The organism is Vibrio barjaei (assembly GCF_001639065.2).
In the GTDB taxonomy this organism is placed as follows: domain Bacteria; phylum Pseudomonadota; class Gammaproteobacteria; order Enterobacterales; family Vibrionaceae; genus Vibrio; species Vibrio barjaei.
On the sequence record NZ_LQXO02000006.1, the window covers coordinates 257,936 to 279,586 of the forward strand.

The following is a 21,651-nucleotide window of genomic DNA, read 5'->3' on the forward strand; positions in this document are numbered from 1 at the left end:
TCCATGCTTTATTCTCTGCCTAGATTGGGTTTTAATCCTTGATGTGGTTAAATCAATGAATACACCGAGCGGCTTTTGCCGCTCGGGCTGTTTTCAATAATTAGATGTTGGTTATGTTCAAACAGGACAAAAAAAGAGTCGAAACGATTATCAAGACGAGCGAAGAGCAAGACGCGCTTCGCCTAAACGGATTTCAACGGCTGAGAGAGTGTTGCTTTATCTTGGCTGTGCTTACGTCCATTCTACTCGCTGTAGCGCTATTCACCTTTAACCCTGCCGATCCTTCATGGTCTCAGACCTCATGGGGAGGAGACATTCAAAACGCAGGGGGGATTGTCGGAGCGTGGTTGGCGGACACCTTATTTTTTGTCTTTGGTTCTTTGGCATACCCAATACCATTCATTGTGGCTTTTAGTGCCTGGGTCTTTTTCCGCAATCGCGATGAAGACGATGAAATTGACTTGATGATCTGGGGAACGCGTATCCTCGGCTTGGTTATACTTATCTTAACCAGTTGCGGCCTTGCAGATATTAACTTCGATGATATCTGGTATTTTTCATCGGGCGGTGTTATTGGTGATGTTCTGACGAGCCTCTCTTTACCTACGCTTAACGTATTAGGAACAACCATTGTTCTGTTATTTCTTTGGGGCGCTGGGTTTACGCTACTAACCGGTGTCTCATGGCTGAGTATTGTCGAATGGATTGGCGATTCTGTGTTGTCTATGTCTTCCAGCGTCGTCAATAAAGCGCGTGGTACCAAGGAAGAAGTGTATGAGCCTGTTTTATCGCAGCCTGAGCGAGAAGAGTCGACTGACGAACTGCCACACTTCTCAGCAAAAGCCAATGAGTATGAAACGGACAACGTAGATACTGCGCCGGTTGCGAAGAAACAATACAACATCCATGTACCAGAACCAGTTAATACTGTCGCAGCTCAACCTATTTCAAATAAAGAAGAGTTCGACCCACTCTTCTCTTCAGATTGGCAACAACCAGAAACGGACGCGCAACGTATTGAGCCGACGATGTCAATACCTAAGTCGGAGATTGAACCAGAGCCAGAATATCATCAAGCAGCACCGACCATTGAGCCCGTCAAGCCTGAATTTGAAGCTCCCGCACAAGAACCAGCGGTTCATTCAGAGACCAGCAACGAACCTCAGGTTGAACGAACTCGTCAATTGGGTGCTACCATCGAAGAGCTTGAGATGGCCGCGCGCTCCAGTGATGACTTTGCTGCGCAAGATAACGGTGAGCCAGAAGTGGATGCTTCTTTACCGCTAACTTCTGCGGTTATTGGAGCTGCGGCATTATCGTCTACCTCGGCTCTGGCTGAAACTTCGGTTGAGAGTGTCAACATCGATACCATGCCATGGGAAGCGAGTGAGCCGACAACGCAAGCTGTATCGGTGGACACAAATCGTGTTGATGAGGCGACTAACGCTGTTCCATCAGAGTCGATGCCCAAAGCAAGTAGCGAGTTGGGGAATTTTGAGGAACTTGAAGTTGAACCGTCTCGTACCCATGTAGAGCCTATATTCGATATTGATGCGCTCGAGCAAGAGGAAACGTTGCACGCTTCAGTGACTCAAGAAAGTAATGAGCCAGAACCTGAAGCCGTCGACCCAGACTCCGCTGCGTTCCAAAACTTAGTCGCAGATGCCCAGAAAGCGCAAATGGCTAAGATGAACCCGTTCTTAGTACAGCAAGAGCAGAATCTTCCTAAACCTGTCGAGCCGATGCCGACATTGGAACTTCTTTATCATCCAGAAAAACGTGAGAATTTCATTGACCGAGAGGCATTAGAAAACATCGCTCGTTTGGTTGAATCGAAATTGGCCGACTACAAGATAAAAGCCGAGGTGGTGGATATCTTCCCTGGTCCGGTGATCACCCGTTTTGAGCTTGATCTCGCTCCGGGCGTTAAAGTAAGTCGTATTTCAGGTCTGTCGATGGACTTAGCACGCTCACTTTCAGCAATGGCGGTTCGTGTGGTGGAGGTTATCCCAGGTAAACCATATGTTGGACTAGAATTGCCGAACATGTCTCGTCAAACGGTATTCTTCTCTGATGTTGTGGGCAGTCAGGCGTTTATTGAAGCGAAATCTCCTACTACAGTCGTGCTTGGTCAAGATATCGCAGGTGATGCCGTCGTTGCAGACTTATCGAAGATGCCTCACGTGCTGGTGGCAGGTACAACCGGTTCGGGTAAGTCGGTCGGTGTGAACGTTATGATTCTGAGTATGCTATATAAAGCGACACCAGAAGACGTTCGCTTCATTATGATCGACCCGAAAATGCTTGAGCTATCGGTCTATGAGGGTATTCCTCATCTGTTATCTGAAGTCGTGACAGATATGAAAGACGCCTCCAATGCACTACGTTGGTGTGTAGGAGAAATGGAGCGTCGCTACAAGTTAATGTCGGCATTAGGCGTGCGTAACATTAAAGGCTTTAACGACAAACTTAAGATGGCTGCTGAAGCTGGGCATCCAATTCATGATCCACTGTGGCAAGCTGGGGACAGTATGGATCCTGAGCCGCCATTACTCGAAAAACTGCCTTACATCGTCGTTATCGTCGATGAATTTGCTGACTTGATGATGGTAGTTGGCAAGAAGGTTGAAGAATTGATTGCTCGTTTGGCGCAAAAAGCACGTGCGGCAGGTGTACACCTTATTCTTGCGACGCAGCGACCTTCTGTTGATGTTATCACTGGTCTTATTAAGGCGAACATCCCAACACGTGTGGCCTTTACTGTATCGACAAAAACAGACTCACGAACCATTCTCGATCAAGGCGGCGCGGAATCGCTATTAGGTATGGGTGACATGTTGTATTTGCCACCAGGTTCAAGCCATACCACGCGTGTTCACGGTGCATTTGCCTCAGATGATGATGTGCATGCGGTGGTGAATAACTGGAAAGCTCGTGGTAAACCTAACTACATTGAAGAGATTACCAGCGGTGAACAATCACCAGAAACTCTACTTCCAGGTGAAAAAATGGAAGGTGATGAAGAGATGGATCCGCTGTTCGACCAAGTAGTTGAGCACGTTGTTCAGTCTCGTCGAGGCTCGGTATCAGGTGTACAAAGACGATTTAAAATTGGCTACAACCGTGCTGCTCGTATCGTAGAGCAACTTGAGGCGCAAGGTATTGTTAGTGCGCCAGGCCATAACGGTAATCGCGAGGTGCTCGCACCGCCGCCACCTAAAGATTAATGATGATTGATAAGCTCTGAGGAGACTACATGAAGAAATGGTTAACGCTCGCCGCTTTGAGCTTTTCCACGCTAGGTTTTTCTGCACTAGCAACTGCGACGCCTCAACAGGAGCTAAGCGACAGATTACAGCTAAACGACGGATTTAGTGCTACCTTCACTCAAAAAGTCACTAGCCCTGAGGGTGAGGTGGTGATGGAAGGCGAGGGCAACGTTGAAATATCACGGCCTAGTATGTTCCGCTGGGTGACAACCATGCCTGACGAAAATGTCCTGGTATCAGATGGCAACAACTTGTGGTACTACAGCCCATTCATAGAGCAAGTCAGTATTTACAATCAGGAGCAAGCGACCGAGCAAACCCCGTTTGTATTATTGACTCGTAATCGCGCCAGTGACTGGGACAATTACAACGTCAATCAAAAGGGCGATGTATTTACTCTGATTCCTACTGCTGTTGATTCAACACAGGGGCAGTTCCAGATTAATATCGATAGCAAAGGTATTGTGCATGGCTTTAATGTTATTGAGCAAGATGGTCAGAAAGGGACCTTTGCGTTTGACAATATTAAGTTAGGCAAACCTTCTGCCGATCGATTTACCTTTGTGATTCCTAATGGCGTCGAAGTGGACGACCAAAGGAACTAGGAGATTGCGTGAGTAATTTCAGTTTTGACTTTTCAGGGGACGAAGATTTTCGTCCCCTTGCTGCTAGAATGCGCCCAGAAAATGTTGAGCAATATATTGGTCAGCAACACATTCTGGGTGTGGGTAAACCGCTTCGACGTGCACTTGAAGCGGGTCAATTGCACTCAATGATTCTTTGGGGCCCACCAGGTACAGGTAAAACGACCCTAGCTGAAGTGGCTGCAAATTATGCGGATGCAGAAGTAGAAAGAGTCTCGGCAGTGACGTCAGGAGTCAAAGATATTCGTGCGGCTATCGAAAGAGCTCGTGAGAATAAGCTTGCCGGTAAACGAACGATTCTGTTTGTGGACGAGGTCCATCGTTTTAACAAAAGCCAACAAGATGCGTTTCTACCTCATATTGAAGATGGCACAGTGACGTTTATTGGCGCGACCACCGAAAACCCGTCATTTGAGCTTAACAACGCACTATTATCTCGAGCTCGAGTCTACAAACTGACGTCTTTGGACAAAACCGATATTTTATTGGTATTGGAGCAAGCAAGAGATGATGAAAAGCGAGGCTTGGGAAGTATCGCGGCAAATTTCCATGACAACGTTCTAGAGTGTTTAGCAGAGCTGGTTAATGGTGACGCGCGTATGTCGCTGAACTACCTAGAGCTACTCTACGATATGGCCGAAGATAATGCGCAGGGTGAGAAGGACATTACGTTAGCTCTATTAGCGGAAGTCGCAGGCGAGAAAGTCAATCGCTTCGATAATAAAGGCGATATCTGGTACGACTTGATTTCTGCGGTACATAAGTCCATTAGAGGGTCAAATCCAGATGCGGCGCTTTATTGGTCTGCACGCATGATAGCGGCGGGTTGTGACCCTCTCTATATCGCACGCCGCCTATTAGCCATTGCGTCAGAGGATGTAGGTAACGCTGACCCTAGAGCGATGCAAGTTGCACTATCCGCATGGGACTGTTTTACTCGTGTCGGGCCAGCAGAAGGTGAGAGGGCCATCGCTCAAGCGATTGTCTATTTGGCATGCGCTCCAAAAAGTAACGCCGTGTATACCGCGTGGAAACAGGCTTTAACTGACGCCCATAACCTACCAGAATATGAAGTCCCGCATCATCTTAGAAATGCACCGACTTCACTGATGAAAGATATGGGGTATGGAGCAGAGTATCGCTACGCTCACGACGAGCCGGGTGCGTATGCGGCTGGTGAACGATATCTTCCGCCCGAAATGGAAGGAACTCGCTATTATCAGCCAACAAATCGTGGTCTCGAAACCAAAATTGGCGAAAAGTTAGATTATCTGGCGGATTTAGACGCAAAAAGCCCACAAAAGCGCTATGAAAAGTAGTGGCTTTTAGTTATCTTTATCCGGTTAACAAATCAATATCTACAACTGGTTGGAAAGTAATCAGTTGTAGAGGTATTCACAACTAAAAAGCATAGGATTGGCAATGCTGGATTCTAAATTACTTCGTACAGAGCTGGATGAAACAGCTGAAAAATTAGCACGTCGCGGCTTCAAGCTAGACGTAGAGACTATCCGTAAACTTGAAGAACAACGTAAGTCCATTCAAGTAGAAGTTGAGAATTTACAATCCACGCGTAACTCCATTTCCAAGCAGATCGGTCAGAAAATGGCTGCAGGCGACAAAGAAGGCGCTGAAGAGATCAAAAAGCAGATCGGTACACTGGGTAGCGATCTTGAAGCGAAGAAAGAAGAGCTCACAGCGGTAATGGCTCAACTTGAAGACATCACACTGTCTGTCCCTAACTTGCCAGCGGACGACGTTCCTCAAGGTAAAGATGAGAACGACAACGTAGAAATCTCACGTTGGGGTGAGCCTAAGTCTTACGACTTTGATGTTAAGGATCACGTTGATCTTGGTGAGATGGGTGATGGTCTAGACTTTGCTAGCGCAACGAAGATTACTGGTGCACGCTTTATCGTTATGAAAGGCCAATTTGCTCGCCTTCACCGTGCAATTGCTCAGTTCATGCTGGATCTTCACACGGAAGAACACGGCTATACAGAAATGTACGTTCCTTACCTAGTGAACGCGGACAGCCTGTTTGGTACAGGTCAGCTACCTAAGTTTGGTAAAGACCTTTTCCACACTGAGCCACTAACTGAAAAAGCGAGCGATGAAGAGCCACGTAAACTGTCTCTTATCCCGACAGCAGAAGTGCCAGTGACAAACCTAGTTCGTGACACCATCTCTGAAGAGGCGGACTTGCCACTTAAGATGACGGCGCACACGCCTTGTTTCCGTTCTGAAGCGGGTTCCTATGGTCGTGACACTCGTGGTCTGATTCGTATGCACCAGTTTGATAAAGTTGAACTAGTACAAATCACGAAGCCAGAAGATTCAATGAACGCGCTTGAAGAGCTAACAGGTCATGCTGAGAAAGTACTTCAGTTGCTAGAACTTCCATACCGTAAAGTGGTACTTTGTACTGGTGACATGGGCTTCGGTGCTCGTAAAACTTACGATCTTGAAGTTTGGGTTCCTGCGCAAGAGACGTATCGTGAGATCTCTTCTTGCTCAAACATGTGGGACTTCCAAGCTCGTCGCATGCAAGCTCGCTTCCGCCGTAAAGGTGAGAAGAAGCCTGAGCTGGTGCACACTCTGAACGGTTCTGGTCTAGCGGTTGGCCGTACTATGGTTGCTATCCTAGAGAACAACCAAGAAGCAGATGGTCGTATCGCGATTCCAGCGGTTCTTCAGAAGTACATGAGTGGCGCAACGCATATCGGTTAATGCATAACCTACTAATTACTAAGCCCAGCATTGCTGGGCTTTTTTATATCTGGAAGTCTACTTTCCCCTTGTATAGCTACGCGACGTCTGGTGTAACTATTACACCAATGTAATAGTCTTTCCTAATTTCGACGGATTATTAACTTAAGCCTAATAGTTATAATGTCCGCCTTACAACGGTAAGTATTCATTTCTCGACCTAATTGAGGAGGGCATATGGCCGTAGGGTGGGCAAATGACGATAGTGTCAGCCAACAAATTCAAAATACCATTGACGATGAGATTTCACGGGTAAGAAGCGCGACGAGTCGCGGAGAAAGTGCGCTTTATTGTGATGAGTGTGGGGAGTCAATTCCTGAAGCGAGACGCATAGCGATCAAGGGTGTTAGATTTTGCGTTCAATGTCAGCAATCGCTAGAGCACTTGACTCAACGTCAGGCGTTGTTTAATCGTCGGGCAAGTAAAGATAGCCAATTACGTTAATTATCATCGATATACAAAGCGGTTTGAAACCAAGCGTCAAACCGCTTTTCAGTGCACGTTATCCTGCGCTTGATTAAATGAAGCAAGCTTCATTTTCCAACGCTAAATCAATCGCCTTAACTAAGGCGTCAATATGTTCCGGCTGGCTTATGTAAGGTGGCATCATATAGATCAACTTGCCGAAAGGTCGGATCCAAACCCCTTGTTCGACGAAATGCTTCTGAATCACTTCCATATTTACGGGGTGTTTGGTTTCAACCACACCAATTGCGCCAAGCCAACGCACGTTCTCAACTTGTTGGTGGCGAGTTAAGGCAGGGAGTAGCTCAGCAAACAGTGCTTCAATACTGCTGACTTGATGTTGCCAGTGGTTCTCTGCAATGAGCTCTAAGCTGGCTGAAGCAACAGCGCAAGCCAAAGGGTTCCCCATAAAAGTAGGCCCGTGCATAAAACAGCCTGCTTCCCCACCACATACAGTATCAGCGACATGCTTCGACGTGAGTGTAGCGGACAAAGTCATATAGCCGCCAGTTAGTGCTTTGCCAACGCACATAATGTCCGGCTGGACATTGGCGTGCTCACAGGCAAACAGTTTTCCTGTTCTTCCAAAGCCCGTAGCGATTTCATCCAAAATCAGCAAAATACCGTATTGGTCGCAGAGCTCGCGCACTCGGGAAAGAAACGTAGGATGGTAAATTCGCATCCCCCCAGCGCCTTGAACAATAGGTTCAAGGATTACTGCGGCGATCTCGCGGTGGTGCAGGTCAATCTTTGCTTTAAAGTCGGTAATATCGGCCTCATCCCACTGCTCGCCAAAACCGATCGTTGGCGATTTCGCAAAAATATGTTCCGGAAGAAACCCTTTATACAAACTGTGCATTGAGTTATTGGGATCAGTCACTGACATAGCCGCAAAAGTATCACCATGGTAACCGTGACTTAACGTCAGGAACTTAGGTCGGCTTTCGCCCTTTGCATGCCAATATTGCAGAGCCATCTTTAAACTTACTTCAACTGAGACCGAACCAGAGTCAGCTAAGAAAATGTGCTCGAGATTATCAGGCGCCAGTGCTAACAGTCGTTTGCTGACGTCGATTGCGGGTTGGTGAGTAATGCCACCAAACATGACATGAGCCATCTTTTCACTTTGTTGAATCAAAGCTTGATTGAGTTTTGGGTGGTTATACCCGTGTATCGCAGACCACCAAGAAGACATGCCATCCACGAGTTCAAGGTCATTTTCTAGTTTAAGAAGTACGTCATTAGCAGAGATAACGGGATAGCAAGTTAATGGGTTAAGGGTAGAAGTGTAAGGGTGCCAGATATGCTGTTTATCAAACTCTAAATCCATGGAATAAGCTCTGATTAAAAGTTAACCAAGTGTAAACTTGTTGGTGTGGTCGGTGTTGACAGTGTACCGCTTGTCAGTACACTAGCCAAGACTAATTATAAGTGAGCAAAGGATAAACCAGTGGAAGTACGACATGATTGGACCCATGCCGAAGTGCAAGCGTTGATGAACAAACCCTTTATGGATCTGCTGTTTGAGGCGCAGTTGGTGCACAGGCAGTATCAACAAACGAATCACGTCCAAGTGAGCACTTTGCTGTCGATTAAAACCGGTGCGTGCCCAGAGGACTGTAAATATTGTCCCCAAAGTGCACGTTACAAAACAGACGTAGAATCTGAACGCTTGATGGAAGTGGAGCGTGTACTAGATGCGGCTAAAAAAGCGAAAAATGCTGGCTCAACGCGATTCTGTATGGGGGCTGCATGGAAAAACCCCAAAGAGCGCGATATGCCTTTGCTAACTGATATGATTAAAGGCGTGAAAGATATGGGTTTAGAAACCTGTATGACCTTAGGGATGCTAACGCCAGACCAAGCAAGTCACTTAGCTGAGGCTGGACTTGACTACTATAACCACAATCTTGATACCTCACCTGAATTTTACGGCAACATCATTACCACAAGAACTTACCAAGACCGCTTAGACACACTTAGCCATGTTCGTGATGCTGGTATGAAGATTTGCTCAGGGGGCATTATTGGTATGGGAGAGAGTGCTAATGACCGCGCGGGTCTGCTGATGGAGTTAGCCAACTTACCAGTGCAACCAGAAAGTGTACCCATCAATATGTTGGTAAAAGTAAAAGGCACGCCGTTAGAAGAAGTGGATGACGTAGAGCCATTTGACTTCATCCGTCTTATTGCGATTGCCCGTATTATGATGCCGAAGTCAGCAGTGCGTTTGTCTGCTGGGCGAGAAAACATGAATGAGCAAATGCAGGCCCTGTGTTTCATGGCGGGAGCAAACTCAGTGTTTTATGGTTGTAAGTTGCTGACGACCCCTAATCCAGATGAAGACACCGACCTTCAATTGTTTAAGAAGTTGGGTATCAATCGTGAAGAGACATCGCAAAAGCCAGATGAAATCCAAGAAAGCGAATTACTAGATAGAGTAGTAGAGCGTGTTGCTGCGCGTCCAACAAAAGACGATTTGTTCTATGACGCGAGCGTTTAACCAGCGAATCTCGGATGCTCTAATGGAAAGGGAGCGGAGCAATTTGCTTCGCTCTGTCCAAACATTGGAGTCAGGGAATCAATCTGTTTTTCATAAAGACGGTCAGTCATTCCTTAACTTCTCTTCCAATGACTATTTAGGTCTGGCGTCAAGTTCTGAGCTCAAACACAGCTATCAACAAGCCATTGGAGAGCTTGGAGTGGGTAGTGGAGCCTCTCCTTTAGTAACGGGTTACTCTGCACAGCATGAGTCATTGAAATCTGCGCTTACTGAATGGCTGGGTTTTGATACTGCACTGTTTTTTTCGTCAGGTTATGCCGCGAATCAAGCGCTGCTGCTCACGCTATTAACGAAAGGGGATTTGTTACTTCAAGATAGACTCAATCATGCCTCACTGATGGAAGCTGGTTCGCTTTGTGGCGCAGATATGAAGCGCTTTCGTCATAACGATCTTGCCCATCTAGAGTCATTGGCTAGAGCTGAGCGTTCAACACTTGCGGTCACCGAGAGTGTGTTTAGTATGGATGGCGATCTATCCGATATCGAAGCGTTTGTCGGAATTTGCCAGACGCGCGGTATGTTGTCGATGGTCGACGATGCTCATGGCATTGGGGTTATTGGCGACAATGGATTGGGAGCCTGTGGGATCAGTGAACTCAAGCCAGAGATATTAGTCGTGACGTTTGGCAAAGCGTTTGGTCTTAATGGTGCGGCAATACTTTGCTCAGAAGAAATGGGCCAATATCTAACCCAATTTGCTCGTCACTACATTTATTCAACGGCATTTTCAGCAGCTCATGCCCGAGCGCTGTTACAGGCCCTGTCAATGATTCAAACGCAACATTGGCGCAGAGAAAAATGGATGGAATTGTCTGCCATGTTTGAGGAGCTGTTAAGCGATTGCCCAGAATATGTTTCCACCTCTACGCCAATTAAGCCTTGGGTTGTCGGTGACTCAGCTCGCGCTTTAGCGCTTTGTTCTTCTTTAAAAGAAAAAGGTGTGTGGACCACGGCTATTCGTCCTCCAACGGTACCCAGAGAAAGTGCAAGGCTGCGTATTACTCTCTCTGCGTCGCATCAGCATCAAGATGTGCTCATGCTTGCCAACCAATTGACACGTTTTTCGGAGGAAGGATAAATGACCGAAGTGTTAGCTCATTTGCATGCTCCATTACCCAATAAAGATGCAATTTCCGCCGCATTTGGACGTGCTGCGGAGCATTATGACCAGCATGCTGAACTGCAACGAAAAGTAGCGGACCGTTTGTTGGACAAACTGCCCAATGACTTATCTGGATGCAGAGTGCTCGATCTTGGCTGTGGAACGGGATACTGCGCACAGCAGTTGCTGCTTAGAGGCGCTGAGGTGGTTTGTGCTGATCTCTCCGCTGAGATGTTAACTGAGGCTCAACGTCGTTGTGGTATCGAAAATGTGACTTATCAATTGGCAGACGCTGAGCAGCTACCTTTTACGTCAGCTGAATTTGACTATGTAGTCTCCAGCTTGGCTTTACAGTGGTGTGCGGATTTGTCGATACCGCTGCGAGAGATGAAGCGCGTTACCAGAGCCGGTGGTGCTGTATTCTTCTCATCTCTTATTGATGGTTCTCTTAAAGAACTAAAGAGGTCATGGGGTAAAATTGATGCATATCAACATGTAAACGACTTTACGACGTTGAATCAGGTAAAAATTGCGTTAGCGCAATCTGGATGTCGTGACCATCAACTAGACTTGCCGGAAATGGTTATGTGGTATCGCACCGCACTTGGTTTGATGAAGGACTTGAAAGGCATAGGAGCCAATCACGTAGAAGGTCGCTCAAAAGGGTTTACTGGTAAACAGGCTCTAAGGGCACTTGAAATGGAATATCAAAAATACGCAAACCAAGATGGGTTGCTACCTGCTAGTTATCAAATTTGTTTGGGGTCAGTTGCATTATGATGAAAGCACTATTTATTGCCGGTACGGATACTGAAGTTGGGAAAACCGTTGTATCAAAAGCGATATTAAGTGCTGTAGGTGCACAAGGAAAATCAACGATAGGGTATAAGCCTGTCGCAGCAGGATGCGAAATTACAGAACACGGTCTGAGAAATTCAGATGCGTTACATCTTCAAGCGGCTGCGAATCAAGATATCGACTACGACTTAGTCAATCCTTATGCGCTTTCGTTACCTGCGTCGCCGCATATTGCTGCGATAGCTGATGATGAAGTAATTAGTTACGACAAGCTCTCTACAACCTTACACCTGCATAAAGAAAACAGTGACTTTGTGTTAGTTGAAGGCGCTGGTGGTTGGCGCGTACCAGTTTCGAAAGACGATTGTCTGTCGACTTGGGTTCAACAAGAAAAGTTACCGGTTGTCTTGGTCGTGGGTATTAAATTGGGCTGTTTGAGCCACGCTATGCTTACTGCTGAAGCGATTAAAGCGGATGGTCTTGAATTAGTCGGATGGGTGGCTAACCGCGTAAATCCAGGCGTTGAGCATTACGCTGAAATTATAGAGATGCTAGAAAATAAAATTGATGCGCCCAAGTTAGGGGAGGTGCCTTACGTTCCTGGCTGTAAGAAGCGAGACTTAGGCAAATACATCAAGTTAGATGTACTCGAAAGCATATAAATGCAAAGGGCTGTCATTGTGACAGCCCTTTTTAATTAGATAACATGTAGGAAGTTACTTATCTTCCGATAGGCCCATAAGTGCAGACTGAGTTTCCATAAGATGAATGTCTAGCTCAGTAGTGTCTTGAATACCTAGTTGCTCACGAGCTTCGTCTTCGCTGATACCGAGGTGGCAGCAAAGCAAATCAATTGCCATCTGAAAGTTGTTGTTCTCTACCATGGTATTTTCCTTTTCGACATGGAGTGTTCAATCTCACTGGACTTTAACTCGCACGCTTATCACTCACAATACGACCAAAGTCTAAGACCTTTTCATCAATCACAATGAAATCTTAGCTCAATATATATTATGCATATAATTGCATTTTGATGTGGTTGATGTGCATCTCTGTTATTTCATGAGCTTATAGTTTATGAAGTAATCAAGATATTAACCGTTTGTTTCAATTTAAAGCTTAACCTTGATTTTTAAATCTAAGACTATATGTATATAGTGAAATCGAAAAATGCCACACGGATCTCAAACTTGGGCCGTAGAACTTTGACTAAAACTATAAGCAAAATGGCATTTTCGTCATAATCAAGCTTCTTAATTTGGAGAAATGTGAATGAAGCGAGTATTACTCTTCCTAGCAACTAACCTTGCTGTGGTTCTAGTGTTAAGTGTTGTCCTTAACATTGTCTATGCAGTTACTGGCATGCAACCGGGCAGTCTGTCGGGTTTATTAGTCATGGCGGCAGTATTTGGATTTGGCGGCTCATTCATCTCTTTGATGATGTCAAAGAAAATGGCGCTACGTTCAGTTGGTGGGATGGTGATCGAAAGCCCTCGTAATGAAACAGAGCATTGGTTACTAGAAACAGTCAGTCGACAATCTCAGCAGGCGGGCATCGGTATGCCAACCGTTGCGATTTATGATTCTCCAGATATTAACGCATTTGCGACGGGTGCAAAGAGAGATGACTCGTTGGTGGCTGTGTCTAGCGGCCTATTACACAATATGACACGAGACGAAGCAGAAGCTGTACTTGCCCACGAAGTTAGCCATATCGCGAACGGCGACATGGTTACTATGACGCTAATGCAAGGTGTCGTGAATACCTTCGTTATCTTCCTATCTCGCTTTATCGCTAATATTGTTGCGTCAAACAATAACAGCGATGAAGGCGAAGGCGGCACTAACATGATGGTGTACTTCGGTGTTTCTATGGTGCTTGAACTGGTGTTTGGCTTCCTAGCGAGCTTTATCACTATGTGGTATAGCCGCCATCGTGAGTTCCATGCGGATTCGGGGGCGGCAAGTCTTGTTGGCAAACAGAAGATGATTGCAGCACTAGAAAGATTGAAAATGAGCCAAGAGTCTCATCTTGAAGGTTCGATGATGGCATTTGGCATCAACGGTAAGCGATCGATGACCGAACTTCTAATGAGCCACCCGCCACTAGAAAAGCGTATTGATGCGTTAAGAAATCAACAGTACTAATTCTTAGAACTTGTTAAAAAGCTTGGAAAAATTTCCAAGCTTTTTTTTTGATCCTTTCAAACCTCCCCACCGTAACACTTATACAAAAAGTTGTACTTTCCAAATCTTGTATAACTTTCAGGCTGTACTAGCTTGTACTTTAAAGACTTTTGAAAAAACGAATTAAGGGTTGTTATGAATATAGAAATAGTTAGCGAGGTGTATCAGAAGCTAAACAAGAACAACCTGCATCTTCTTGAACAGATTTATCACAAGGATGTGGTGTTTGAGGACTCAGCTCATCGCTTAGAGGGGTGGGAGCAGCTTTCCGCTTATTTCGATTCTTTGTATACCAATGTCATCAAATGTGATTTTGACATTCGTCATCATCAACAGGTAGAAGATTCAGGTTTTCTCACTTGGACCATGCAGTTACAGCATCCCAAGCTTAATGGGGGAGAAGCCGTTGAAGTAAATGGAGTTAGTCACATTCGTTTCAGCGGGGATCGAGTCATCTTTCATCGGGATTACTTCGATCTAGGGGAAATGCTTTACGAAAACATACCGTTACTCGGTTTTGTGATTAAAAACATTAAACAGAGGTTGGGTAAGTAATGGAGCACTCGCATCAATCCGTCTTCATTACTGGCGCGTCATCGGGCATAGGATGGCAGTTAGCTAATGATTATGCTGAAAAAGGTTATCTTGTCTACGCCTGCGGGCGTTCAGAGGCGAAACTTCATTCGTTACAAGCGGGGAGAGAGAATATCGTTCCACTTTCGTTTGACGTAACCGATAGGGAAGCGGTAGCGCAGGCATTTAGCAAGATTGAACAAGTTCCAACGCTGTGGATAGTCAATGCTGGTGACTGCGAATACATCGATGAAGGGGTGATTGACGCAGCGTTGATAGAGCGAGTGATCACAGTCAATGTGATGGGGACCGTGAATGTACTGGAACAAATGCAGACAAGATTGTCATCGGAACATCATGTTGTGGTCGTCAGTTCAATAGCGGGCGAGTTGGCTCTGCCTCGTGCTGAAGCTTACGGTGCTTCGAAAGCCGCTGTCACCTATTTAGTGCGCACTCTACAGCTCGATTGGAAAAACAAAGGGGTTGCCATCAGCTGTGTTTTCCCTGGATTTGTGAAAACCCCACTTACGGATAAAAACGATTTTGATATGCCGATGATGGTATCGGTAGAAGAAGCGTCAAATGCGATTCAAAATGGAATAGTTAAACGATCCGCCTACATTTATTTCCCCAAGCGCTTCACATGGACTCTTCGCCTTGTTGGTATCTTACCTTATGGCTTACAAACTAAATTAGTAACACGTTTGCTTAATAAATCGTGATAGGTATAGGACATTCTTCTATGAAAATAGCAATTATCGGTACAGGAATTTCAGGCTTAACGTGTGGTTACTATCTACATAACCATCACGATGTAACTCTGTTTGAAGCCAATGATTACATTGGTGGTCATACCGCCACAGTGGACGTTGAGGTACAAGGAAAGTCCTATGCCATCGATACTGGATTTATCGTTTATAACGATAGAACTTATCCTAATTTTATGAGAATGATGGATGAGGTTGGAGTAAAGGGTATTCCCACACAAATGAGTTTTAGCGTCAAGAATGCAGCCACGGGCTTAGAGTACAACGGTCATACACTATCAACCTTGTTCGCCCAAAAACGCAATCTACTCAGCCCGACCTTTTACCGCTTTATCTTTGAAATATTAAGGTTCAACAAGCTTGCTAAATCGTCTGCGGAATCAGAAAAATCCCTGCTAGCAACTCAAACGCTAGGCGACTTTTTAAGTCATCATCGTTTCTCTGATTATTTCACTCAAAACTACATCTTGCCAATGGGCGCTGCGATTTGGTCCTCGACTCTAGCCGATATGCGAGCATTCCCGCTTGGTTTCTTTCTACGCTTTTTCCTAAATCATGGTTTGCTTGATGTGGTTAATAGACCGCAGTGGTATGTGATTGAAGGTGGATCTCGCAGTTATATCGGTCCGCTGACCCAGGGCTTTGCAGATCAGATCCGATTGAGCTCCCCTGTCACGTCGGTTTCTCGCGATTCTGCTGGTGTTACAGTAACGTCTAATGGCAAGTCAGAACGTTTTGACAGAGTGGTTTTTGCTTGTCATAGCGACCAAGCGTTAACGATGCTTGCCGAGCCGACACAATCCGAGTTATCGATTCTTGGTGCTATGGAGTATCAATCAAATGAAGTAGTGCTGCATTGCGATGAAAGTCTACTTCCAGTGAGAAAGTCTGCATGGGCGTCGTGGAACTACGCGTTAGATGGCTCGGAGGATGAACAAGCTCGCTTGCCGACATTGACCTATGACATGAATATTCTTCAGCATATTGACTCTGATACGACATTCTGTGTGTCGCTCAATTCATCTAACGTGATTGACCGCTCCAAAATCCTCAGGACCTTCAACTACAACCACCCAGTGTTTACGACCCAAAGTATCGAAGCACAGCAACATAGAGAAGAACTGTGGGGACAAAATAACACTTGGTTTTGCGGAGCTTATTGGTACAACGGATTCCATGAAGATGGAGTGAAGAGTGCGTTAGACGTAGTTGAAGGTATCTTAACCGGTGTTGACGATGATTCCGGCTCTGCACGAGGAGCTGCGTGATGGTTTCCAACAGCCAACTTATGGTTGGGCACGTAGCGCATCGTCGCTATACGCCTACCAAGCACCATTTAGATTATCCGTTGTTTATGCCTGCTATCGATTTGGATGAGCTTGGTTGCTTGCAGCAAAAAGTATGGGGTTTTGGGGAACGTTGGTGGCATTGGGCTCGATTTCGCCGAGAAGACTACTTAGGTGAAGGTGATTTGAAGTTGGCGGTGCAAAATAAAGTTGAAGAACTGACTGGTGAAAGAGTCAAGGGCAGAGTGGTTGCGGTTTGCCATCTGAGATATCTCGGTCTGTATTTCAGTCCGGTCAACTTCTATTACCTTTATGATGATGAGGATAACTGGCGTTATCTGTTGGCAGAAGTAAGTAACACCCCTTGGAATGAAAGGCACTATTACGCCATAGAGGCTGACAAGGGCGTAAACCATCAAAATTGGCGCCATGACAAGGCATTCCACGTTTCTCCGTTTAATCCTTTGGATCAGCAGTATCAGTGGCGTCTGAAGCCGCTAGGGCAGCGCTTGTTTGTGTACTTAGCGTGTCACAAGTCAGAGAAAGTGTTTGATGCCACTTTGTCAATGAAAGGGCGTGCGTTTACCTCAAAAAATTTAATCCGGCAACTGGTCAAAACCCCAATTATGACGGTGAAAGTCGTGATGGGGATATATTGGCACGCCTTAAAGCTATGGCTTAAAGGAACACCCATCTATGACCACTCTAAACCCAAGAAGGCTTCGGCTCATTCAGCTCCTTCTGACGAATTTTCGCAGCATACGAACTCAAAGAATTAGGGAGAATTCAACATGTTAAATACGACCTCTATAGAGGCGCCTAGAGCCCTAACTGGTTTACAAAAAACCGCGAAAAGTATTGCATTCAAATGTTTATACAAGCTAGAGATTGGTTGTTTAACCATCATAGAGAGCTTTCAAGAAGAAGGAAGTGTCGGCAAACATGTTGGTGAACGCTTTGGTAAACCCAAAGGCGGGGAACCGACGGCGATTATCGAAGTGAAACACCCAGAGTTTTACCGTCGACTAATCCAAGGAGGTAGTATAGCAGCGGGTGAAGCGTACATGGATGATTGGTGGGATAGCCCTGATTTGTCCGCTTTAATGGAATTGATGGCGGTCAACCTAGCCGCTCTTGATTCTATTGAAGACCAATCGAGTCTACTCACGAAAGTAATGTATAAACTCGGGCATTGGGTGAACCGTAATACGGTCACTAAGTCAAAAGAGAATATTCAAGCGCATTACGACTTGGGTAACAGTCTTTATGAGACATTTCTCGATGAGAGAATGCTTTACTCTTCGGGCATTTATGTAAGTCCGACAGACACGCTAGAACAAGCCCAACTCAATAAAATGGAACGGCTTTGTCAGCAATTGCAATTGGTACCGGAAGATCACGTAATAGAAATAGGCACAGGGTGGGGCGGTATGGCGATCTATATGGCCAAACACTATGGATGTCACGTCACCACAACCACTATTTCTGATGAGCAGTTTGATTACGCAAAACAGCAGGTCGAAAAAGCAGGACTCGAAGATAAGATTACTCTCTTGAAGCAAGACTATCGCTTACTCGAGGGAGAATTCGATAAGCTTGTTTCCATCGAAATGATTGAAGCAGTTGGTAAGCAATACTTAGTTTCCTATCTACAAAAGTGCCAGTCTTTACTAAAGCCCCAAGGTTTGATGGCGATTCAGGCTATTACTATTGCTGATCAGCGATACGATTACTATGCCGATAATGTCGACTTTATTCAGAAGTACATTTTCCCAGGGGGCTTCTTGCCCTCCATCACAGCGCTCACCACTAACAGTACTAAGCACACGGATCTCATCGTGAGAGATCTGTTTGATATTGGCTTGGATTACGCGAAGACATTGGTGGATTGGCGTCTAAGGTTTGAAGCATCATTAGAGAGAGTCAGATCCTTGGGCTACGACGAGCGATTTATCCGTATGTGGCGCTACTATTTTTGTTATTGCGAAGGCGGGTTTAGGGCAAAAAGTATCAGTACTGTTCATATTACATTCCAGCGTGGTCGTTAATAAAACGTTTGATGCTAAATAGGGGAGGTCACAACATGTCACCAGGGTGGAAACTTCTCATTATCAGTAGTTGGTTTCAGGTGATCTGGTTACTGTCAGTCATTGGTCAAACAAGGTTTCAGTGGCTAGCGCTGACATTGAGTATTGTCACGATTTTGATTTCGTATCGAATGCTAAACCTTCGCTTATTGCAACTGTCGCTGTTGGTTGTCGCTGGCCTAGTTATTGATAGTCTGAACATGTTCGCTAGTCTACTTGTGTTCGACACTCATGTTTTGCCAGTATGGCTCATGGCGCTTTGGTTAATTTTTTCTTGGTATGCGTTTTATTTGAAAACTTTTTTGACGTCTTACCCAATTCTGCTCGTATCAATAATTGGTGGATTCGGTGGAGCGATTAGTTACTTGGCGGGTTTTAAGCTTGGGGCTGTAACTACGCATTACTCGATGCAGGTCACTCTCGGAATCCTTTTTATTGAATGGGTCTTAATCGTTTACATAATTGTGCGATATCCAAGACCAAACGAGAGAAGTTGGACTCATGAAACATAAGATGATTTTGGCGGTCGTGCTGAGCTTGTTACTGAGTTCTCATAACGCAGTCGCCTCCAAAGATTCCCCCGTCAGTTATCAAGCGTGGGGCCAGTGGCAAGTCGTTGGGGAGGCGCAATTAAGTTGGTTGTTCTTTGACGTCTATCGTTCTCAATTGCTTGCACCTCAAGGTATATACGAAGTGTCAGAAGATGTTTCTCCCCATCCCATAGCATTAAGAATTCAGTACCAAAGAGACATCAGTCGACAACAACTTTTAGATGCGACGCTAGACCAATGGCAAAAAATGGGTGTCGATAAAGCGACAAGAAATCAATGGATTGCCAAGTTATACGATATTTTCCCAAGTGTTTCAGATGGACAGCAGCTCATTTATGTCAGTGATGGAACATCGGGCAAATTCTATTATCTTACGAATCAGAAACCACTTCAGCTGGTAGGGTCTATAGATGATGAGTCGTTGAACGACGGCTTCCTTGGTATTTGGCTAGCTCCAAATAGCCAGTATCCGAAACTCAGAGCCCAACTAATAGGGATGAATAGATGACGTTATTTCGTTGGCTTACACTGCCGCTTGTACTCATGTTAGGTGCCTGTAGTGCAGACCTGCCAGATTATAAAAACAGCGACCCAAGATTTGACTTGTTCGGGTACTTTGAAGGAGAGACAAAAGCTTGGGGAATGGTTCAAGACTATACCAATAAACAGAACCGACGCTTTGACGTCACTATTGTCGGCACAGTGCAGAACAATAAGCTTGTCCTAGTTGAAGACTTCGTTTTTGATGACGGGGAAATTGACCAAAGGATTTGGACCATTGAAAAGCTCAAAGATGGTTCATATCGCGGGGTAGCCGATGACATCATTGGTGCGGCAATCGGTAAGGAAGAAGGCAACGCTTTACAATGGCAGTACGACTTCGAACTCAAGGTTGATGGCTCAACCTATACCGTGGCATTCGATGATTGGTTGTATCGCCAAGATGATAAGCATGTATTTAACCTAACGAGCATCCGCAAGTTTGGTATCGAGTTAGGAAAGATCACACTGTTTTTCCAAAAACAGTAGAACTCAATAGCGGCAGTCTAGAACACTTATCGTTGATGATCTCCACAAAAAAGGCTGCAATATAAGCAGCCTTTTTGAGTTTATGTATTGATTAATGATTACAGTTTATCGGTGAGCTCGATTGCTTGACCGATGTAGTTAGCCGGCGTCATTAACTTCAAGCGTGCTTTCTCTTCTTCTGGCAATTCCAGGCCATCGATGAAGCTGCGCATTGCTTCGCCATCTACGCGCTTACCACGAGTTAACTCTTTTAGTTTCTCGTAAGGTTTTTCGATACCGTAACGACGCATAACCGTTTGTACTGGCTCTGCAAGTACTTCCCAGTTTTTGTCTAACTCAGCAAGAAGTGCTTCACGGTTAACTTCAAGCTTGCTGATGCCTTTTAGTGTCGACGTATAAGCGATGATGGCATAACCACAACCAACACCTAGGTTACGAAGTACCGTGGAGTCAGTAAGGTCACGTTGCCAACGAGAAACTGGCAGTTTCTGTGCTAGGTGAGCGAACACAGCATTGGCTAGGCCTAGGTTACCTTCCGAGTTTTCAAAGTCGATTGGGTTAACTTTGTGAGGCATAGTTGAAGAGCCGATTTCACCAGCAATCGTTTTTTGCTTGAAGTGGCCAAGAGCGATGTAACCCCATACGTCACGGTCAAAGTCAATTAGGATAGTGTTGAAACGAGCAATAGCGTCAAACAACTCTGCAATGTAATCGTGTGGTTCAATCTGAGTCGTGTAAGGGTTCCAAGTTACGCCTAGAGATTCAGTAATGAACTCTTCACTAAATTTGTGCCAATCCAACTCAGGGTAAGCAGATAGGTGAGCGTTGTAGTTACCAACCGCGCCATTAATCTTACCTAGGATTTCTACAGCTTCGATTTGCTTGTATTGACGCTCCATACGGTAAGCAACGTTTGCCATCTCTTTACCCATAGTAGTAGGTGAGGCAGGTTGGCCGTGGGTACGTGAAAGCAAAGGAATGTCACGGTACTCTTCAGCTAGTTTGCTGATCGCATCGATGATATTGCGGATCTCAGGAAGAACCACAGTATCGCGTGCTTCTTTAAGCATAAGAGCATGAGACGTGTTGTTGATATCTTCAGAAGTACATGCAAAGTGGATGAACTCGTTTACCGCGTGCAGTTCAGGAACGCCAGCGACTTTCTCTTTTAGGAAGTACTCAACCGCTTTTACATCGTGGTTAGTAGTGCGCTCGATCTCTTTAATACGCGCCGCATCTTCTTCGCTAAAGTTAGCGGCTAGCTCATCAAGAAACTGGTTAGCTTCGGCACTGAATGCTGGAACTTCTTTGATCGCATCCGTTGCTGCTAGTTTTTGCAACCAACGAATTTCAACGATAGAGCGGTACTTTAGTAGGCCAAACTCACTAAAGATGCTGCGAAGTGCAGTTGTCTTACTACCGTAACGGCCGTCTACTGGTGAAACAGCAGTCAATGCTGACAGTTCCATGATGTTCTCCTGAATTGGGTTTCTAAATTTCGTGAGCTTTATACCAATAACTGCGGCATTTGTCACGAATATTGCGCAAACGTTTGCGCTAA

General features: G+C 45.4%; 21 protein-coding genes. 18 read left to right on the forward strand and 3 right to left on the reverse strand.

What is annotated here, in order from left to right:
- The first annotated feature begins 113 nt into the window (after nucleotides 1-113).
- The 5 genes from AWH66_RS03830 to AWH66_RS03850 all read left to right on the forward strand — a co-directional run bounded on the left by AWH66_RS03830 (nucleotide 114) and on the right by AWH66_RS03850 (nucleotide 7,126).
- Nucleotides 114-3,227 carry a DNA translocase FtsK 4TM domain-containing protein gene (locus tag AWH66_RS03830; protein ID WP_063605640.1) on the forward strand — a complete coding sequence of 1,038 codons (3,114 nt, stop codon included), beginning with the start codon at nucleotides 114-116 and terminating at the stop codon, nucleotides 3,225-3,227.
- 29 nt (nucleotides 3,228-3,256) lie between these two features.
- Nucleotides 3,257-3,874, forward strand: coding sequence for an outer membrane lipoprotein periplasmic chaperone LolA (gene lolA, locus AWH66_RS03835; protein ID WP_063605639.1), 618 nt, complete (start codon nucleotides 3,257-3,259; stop codon nucleotides 3,872-3,874).
- A 68-nt stretch (nucleotides 3,875-3,942) separates the two neighbouring features.
- A complete protein-coding gene (locus AWH66_RS03840) occupies nucleotides 3,943-5,232 on the forward strand; it encodes a replication-associated recombination protein A (RefSeq protein WP_276204911.1) in 1,290 nt (429 codons plus the stop codon).
- Nucleotides 5,233-5,335: 103 nt separating this feature from the next.
- Nucleotides 5,336-6,643 (forward strand): serine--tRNA ligase, encoded by a 1,308-nt coding sequence (gene serS / locus AWH66_RS03845; protein WP_063605637.1) that lies wholly within the window; start codon nucleotides 5,336-5,338, stop codon nucleotides 6,641-6,643.
- A 216-nt stretch (nucleotides 6,644-6,859) separates the two neighbouring features.
- Nucleotides 6,860-7,126 (forward strand): DksA/TraR family C4-type zinc finger protein, encoded by a 267-nt coding sequence (locus tag AWH66_RS03850; protein ID WP_063605636.1) that lies wholly within the window; start codon nucleotides 6,860-6,862, stop codon nucleotides 7,124-7,126.
- Between the two features lie 73 nt (nucleotides 7,127-7,199).
- Here the strand turns inward: AWH66_RS03850 and bioA are convergent, their stop codons facing one another.
- Entirely contained in the window at nucleotides 7,200-8,477 is a 1,278-nt protein-coding gene (gene bioA / locus AWH66_RS03855) for an adenosylmethionine--8-amino-7-oxononanoate transaminase (protein ID WP_063605635.1), read from the reverse strand.
- A gap of 120 nt (nucleotides 8,478-8,597) precedes the next feature.
- Here bioA and bioB point away from each other — a divergent pair, with 120 nt between their 5' ends.
- The 4 genes from bioB to bioD are packed head-to-tail and all read left to right on the forward strand — an operon-like array spanning nucleotide 8,598 to nucleotide 12,272.
- Nucleotides 8,598-9,650, forward strand: coding sequence for a biotin synthase BioB (gene bioB, locus AWH66_RS03860; RefSeq protein WP_063605634.1), 1,053 nt, complete (start codon nucleotides 8,598-8,600; stop codon nucleotides 9,648-9,650).
- Entirely contained in the window at nucleotides 9,634-10,788 is a 1,155-nt protein-coding gene (locus AWH66_RS03865) for an 8-amino-7-oxononanoate synthase (RefSeq protein WP_063605633.1), read from the forward strand. The genes bioB and AWH66_RS03865 overlap by 17 nt, the downstream gene beginning before the upstream one ends.
- Nucleotides 10,789-11,592 carry a malonyl-ACP O-methyltransferase BioC gene (bioC, locus tag AWH66_RS03870; protein ID WP_063605632.1) on the forward strand — a complete coding sequence of 268 codons (804 nt, stop codon included), beginning with the start codon at nucleotides 10,789-10,791 and terminating at the stop codon, nucleotides 11,590-11,592. It abuts the gene before it with no gap.
- Nucleotides 11,589-12,272 (forward strand): dethiobiotin synthase, encoded by a 684-nt coding sequence (gene bioD, locus AWH66_RS03875; RefSeq protein ID WP_063605631.1) that lies wholly within the window; start codon nucleotides 11,589-11,591, stop codon nucleotides 12,270-12,272. The genes bioC and bioD overlap by 4 nt, the downstream gene beginning before the upstream one ends.
- Nucleotides 12,273-12,326: 54 nt before the next feature.
- On the opposite strand, the gene AWH66_RS25865 is transcribed toward bioD, so the two are convergent.
- Nucleotides 12,327-12,494: a hypothetical protein gene (locus AWH66_RS25865; protein WP_006074074.1), complete on the reverse strand. Its 168-nt coding sequence runs from the start codon at nucleotides 12,492-12,494 to the stop codon at nucleotides 12,327-12,329.
- Nucleotides 12,495-12,882: 388 nt separating this feature from the next.
- Between AWH66_RS25865 and htpX the strand changes: the two genes are divergently transcribed.
- The 9 genes from htpX (at nucleotide 12,883) to AWH66_RS03920 (ending at nucleotide 20,090) form a co-directional block, all read left to right on the forward strand.
- Nucleotides 12,883-13,758: a protease HtpX gene (htpX, locus tag AWH66_RS03880; RefSeq protein WP_063605630.1), complete on the forward strand. Its 876-nt coding sequence runs from the start codon at nucleotides 12,883-12,885 to the stop codon at nucleotides 13,756-13,758.
- A 174-nt stretch (nucleotides 13,759-13,932) separates the two neighbouring features.
- Entirely contained in the window at nucleotides 13,933-14,352 is a 420-nt protein-coding gene (locus AWH66_RS03885; protein ID WP_063605629.1) for a nuclear transport factor 2 family protein, read from the forward strand.
- On the forward strand, nucleotides 14,352-15,092 hold the full coding sequence (locus tag AWH66_RS03890; protein ID WP_063605628.1) for an SDR family NAD(P)-dependent oxidoreductase: 741 nt from the start codon (nucleotides 14,352-14,354) through the stop codon (nucleotides 15,090-15,092). Before AWH66_RS03885 ends, AWH66_RS03890 begins: the two co-directional genes overlap by 1 nt.
- A 20-nt stretch (nucleotides 15,093-15,112) precedes the next feature.
- Nucleotides 15,113-16,405 carry an NAD(P)/FAD-dependent oxidoreductase gene (locus tag AWH66_RS03895; protein WP_063605627.1) on the forward strand — a complete coding sequence of 431 codons (1,293 nt, stop codon included), beginning with the start codon at nucleotides 15,113-15,115 and terminating at the stop codon, nucleotides 16,403-16,405.
- On the forward strand, nucleotides 16,405-17,202 hold the full coding sequence (locus tag AWH66_RS03900; protein ID WP_063605626.1) for a DUF1365 domain-containing protein: 798 nt from the start codon (nucleotides 16,405-16,407) through the stop codon (nucleotides 17,200-17,202). The genes AWH66_RS03895 and AWH66_RS03900 overlap by 1 nt, the downstream gene beginning before the upstream one ends.
- A 12-nt stretch (nucleotides 17,203-17,214) precedes the next feature.
- On the forward strand, nucleotides 17,215-18,471 hold the full coding sequence (locus tag AWH66_RS03905) for an SAM-dependent methyltransferase (RefSeq protein ID WP_063605625.1): 1,257 nt from the start codon (nucleotides 17,215-17,217) through the stop codon (nucleotides 18,469-18,471).
- A 35-nt stretch (nucleotides 18,472-18,506) separates the two neighbouring features.
- Nucleotides 18,507-19,022, forward strand: coding sequence for a DUF2878 domain-containing protein (locus AWH66_RS03910; RefSeq protein ID WP_063605624.1), 516 nt, complete (start codon nucleotides 18,507-18,509; stop codon nucleotides 19,020-19,022).
- A complete protein-coding gene (locus AWH66_RS03915; RefSeq protein ID WP_083399948.1) occupies nucleotides 19,012-19,569 on the forward strand; it encodes a chalcone isomerase family protein in 558 nt (185 codons plus the stop codon). The genes AWH66_RS03910 and AWH66_RS03915 overlap by 11 nt, the downstream gene beginning before the upstream one ends.
- Nucleotides 19,566-20,090, forward strand: coding sequence for a DUF3833 domain-containing protein (locus AWH66_RS03920; protein ID WP_063605623.1), 525 nt, complete (start codon nucleotides 19,566-19,568; stop codon nucleotides 20,088-20,090). Before AWH66_RS03915 ends, AWH66_RS03920 begins: the two co-directional genes overlap by 4 nt.
- A gap of 98 nt (nucleotides 20,091-20,188) precedes the next feature.
- On the opposite strand, the gene purB is transcribed toward AWH66_RS03920, so the two are convergent.
- A complete protein-coding gene (gene purB, locus AWH66_RS03925) occupies nucleotides 20,189-21,559 on the reverse strand; it encodes an adenylosuccinate lyase (RefSeq protein ID WP_063605622.1) in 1,371 nt (456 codons plus the stop codon).
- Nucleotides 21,560-21,651 lie beyond the last annotated feature (92 nt).

What these genes read in the sequence shown, in the direction of transcription:
- AWH66_RS03840 (WP_276204911.1), top strand. Translation starts at nt 3,943, where the DNA reads ATGCGCCCAGAAAATGTTGAGCAATATATTGGTCAGCAACACATTCTG.
- AWH66_RS03900 (WP_063605626.1), top strand. Translation starts at nt 16,405, where the DNA reads ATGGTTTCCAACAGCCAACTTATGGTTGGGCACGTAGCGCATCGTCGC.
- AWH66_RS03850 (WP_063605636.1), top strand. Translation starts at nt 6,860, where the DNA reads ATGGCCGTAGGGTGGGCAAATGACGATAGTGTCAGCCAACAAATTCAA.
- AWH66_RS03865 (WP_063605633.1), top strand. Translation starts at nt 9,634, where the DNA reads ATGACGCGAGCGTTTAACCAGCGAATCTCGGATGCTCTAATGGAAAGG.
- htpX (WP_063605630.1), top strand. Translation starts at nt 12,883, where the DNA reads ATGAAGCGAGTATTACTCTTCCTAGCAACTAACCTTGCTGTGGTTCTA.
- AWH66_RS03905 (WP_063605625.1), top strand. Translation starts at nt 17,215, where the DNA reads ATGTTAAATACGACCTCTATAGAGGCGCCTAGAGCCCTAACTGGTTTA.
- bioA (WP_063605635.1), bottom strand. Translation starts at nt 8,477, where the DNA reads ATGGATTTAGAGTTTGATAAACAGCATATCTGGCACCCTTACACTTCT.
- AWH66_RS03830 (WP_063605640.1), top strand. Translation starts at nt 114, where the DNA reads ATGTTCAAACAGGACAAAAAAAGAGTCGAAACGATTATCAAGACGAGC.
- AWH66_RS25865 (WP_006074074.1), bottom strand. Translation starts at nt 12,494, where the DNA reads ATGGTAGAGAACAACAACTTTCAGATGGCAATTGATTTGCTTTGCTGC.
- lolA (WP_063605639.1), top strand. Translation starts at nt 3,257, where the DNA reads ATGAAGAAATGGTTAACGCTCGCCGCTTTGAGCTTTTCCACGCTAGGT.
- bioC (WP_063605632.1), top strand. Translation starts at nt 10,789, where the DNA reads ATGACCGAAGTGTTAGCTCATTTGCATGCTCCATTACCCAATAAAGAT.
- purB (WP_063605622.1), bottom strand. Translation starts at nt 21,559, where the DNA reads ATGGAACTGTCAGCATTGACTGCTGTTTCACCAGTAGACGGCCGTTAC.
- AWH66_RS03885 (WP_063605629.1), top strand. Translation starts at nt 13,933, where the DNA reads ATGAATATAGAAATAGTTAGCGAGGTGTATCAGAAGCTAAACAAGAAC.
- AWH66_RS03895 (WP_063605627.1), top strand. Translation starts at nt 15,113, where the DNA reads ATGAAAATAGCAATTATCGGTACAGGAATTTCAGGCTTAACGTGTGGT.
- AWH66_RS03890 (WP_063605628.1), top strand. Translation starts at nt 14,352, where the DNA reads ATGGAGCACTCGCATCAATCCGTCTTCATTACTGGCGCGTCATCGGGC.
- AWH66_RS03910 (WP_063605624.1), top strand. Translation starts at nt 18,507, where the DNA reads ATGTCACCAGGGTGGAAACTTCTCATTATCAGTAGTTGGTTTCAGGTG.
- AWH66_RS03920 (WP_063605623.1), top strand. Translation starts at nt 19,566, where the DNA reads ATGACGTTATTTCGTTGGCTTACACTGCCGCTTGTACTCATGTTAGGT.
- bioD (WP_063605631.1), top strand. Translation starts at nt 11,589, where the DNA reads ATGATGAAAGCACTATTTATTGCCGGTACGGATACTGAAGTTGGGAAA.
- AWH66_RS03915 (WP_083399948.1), top strand. Translation starts at nt 19,012, where the DNA reads ATGAAACATAAGATGATTTTGGCGGTCGTGCTGAGCTTGTTACTGAGT.
- serS (WP_063605637.1), top strand. Translation starts at nt 5,336, where the DNA reads ATGCTGGATTCTAAATTACTTCGTACAGAGCTGGATGAAACAGCTGAA.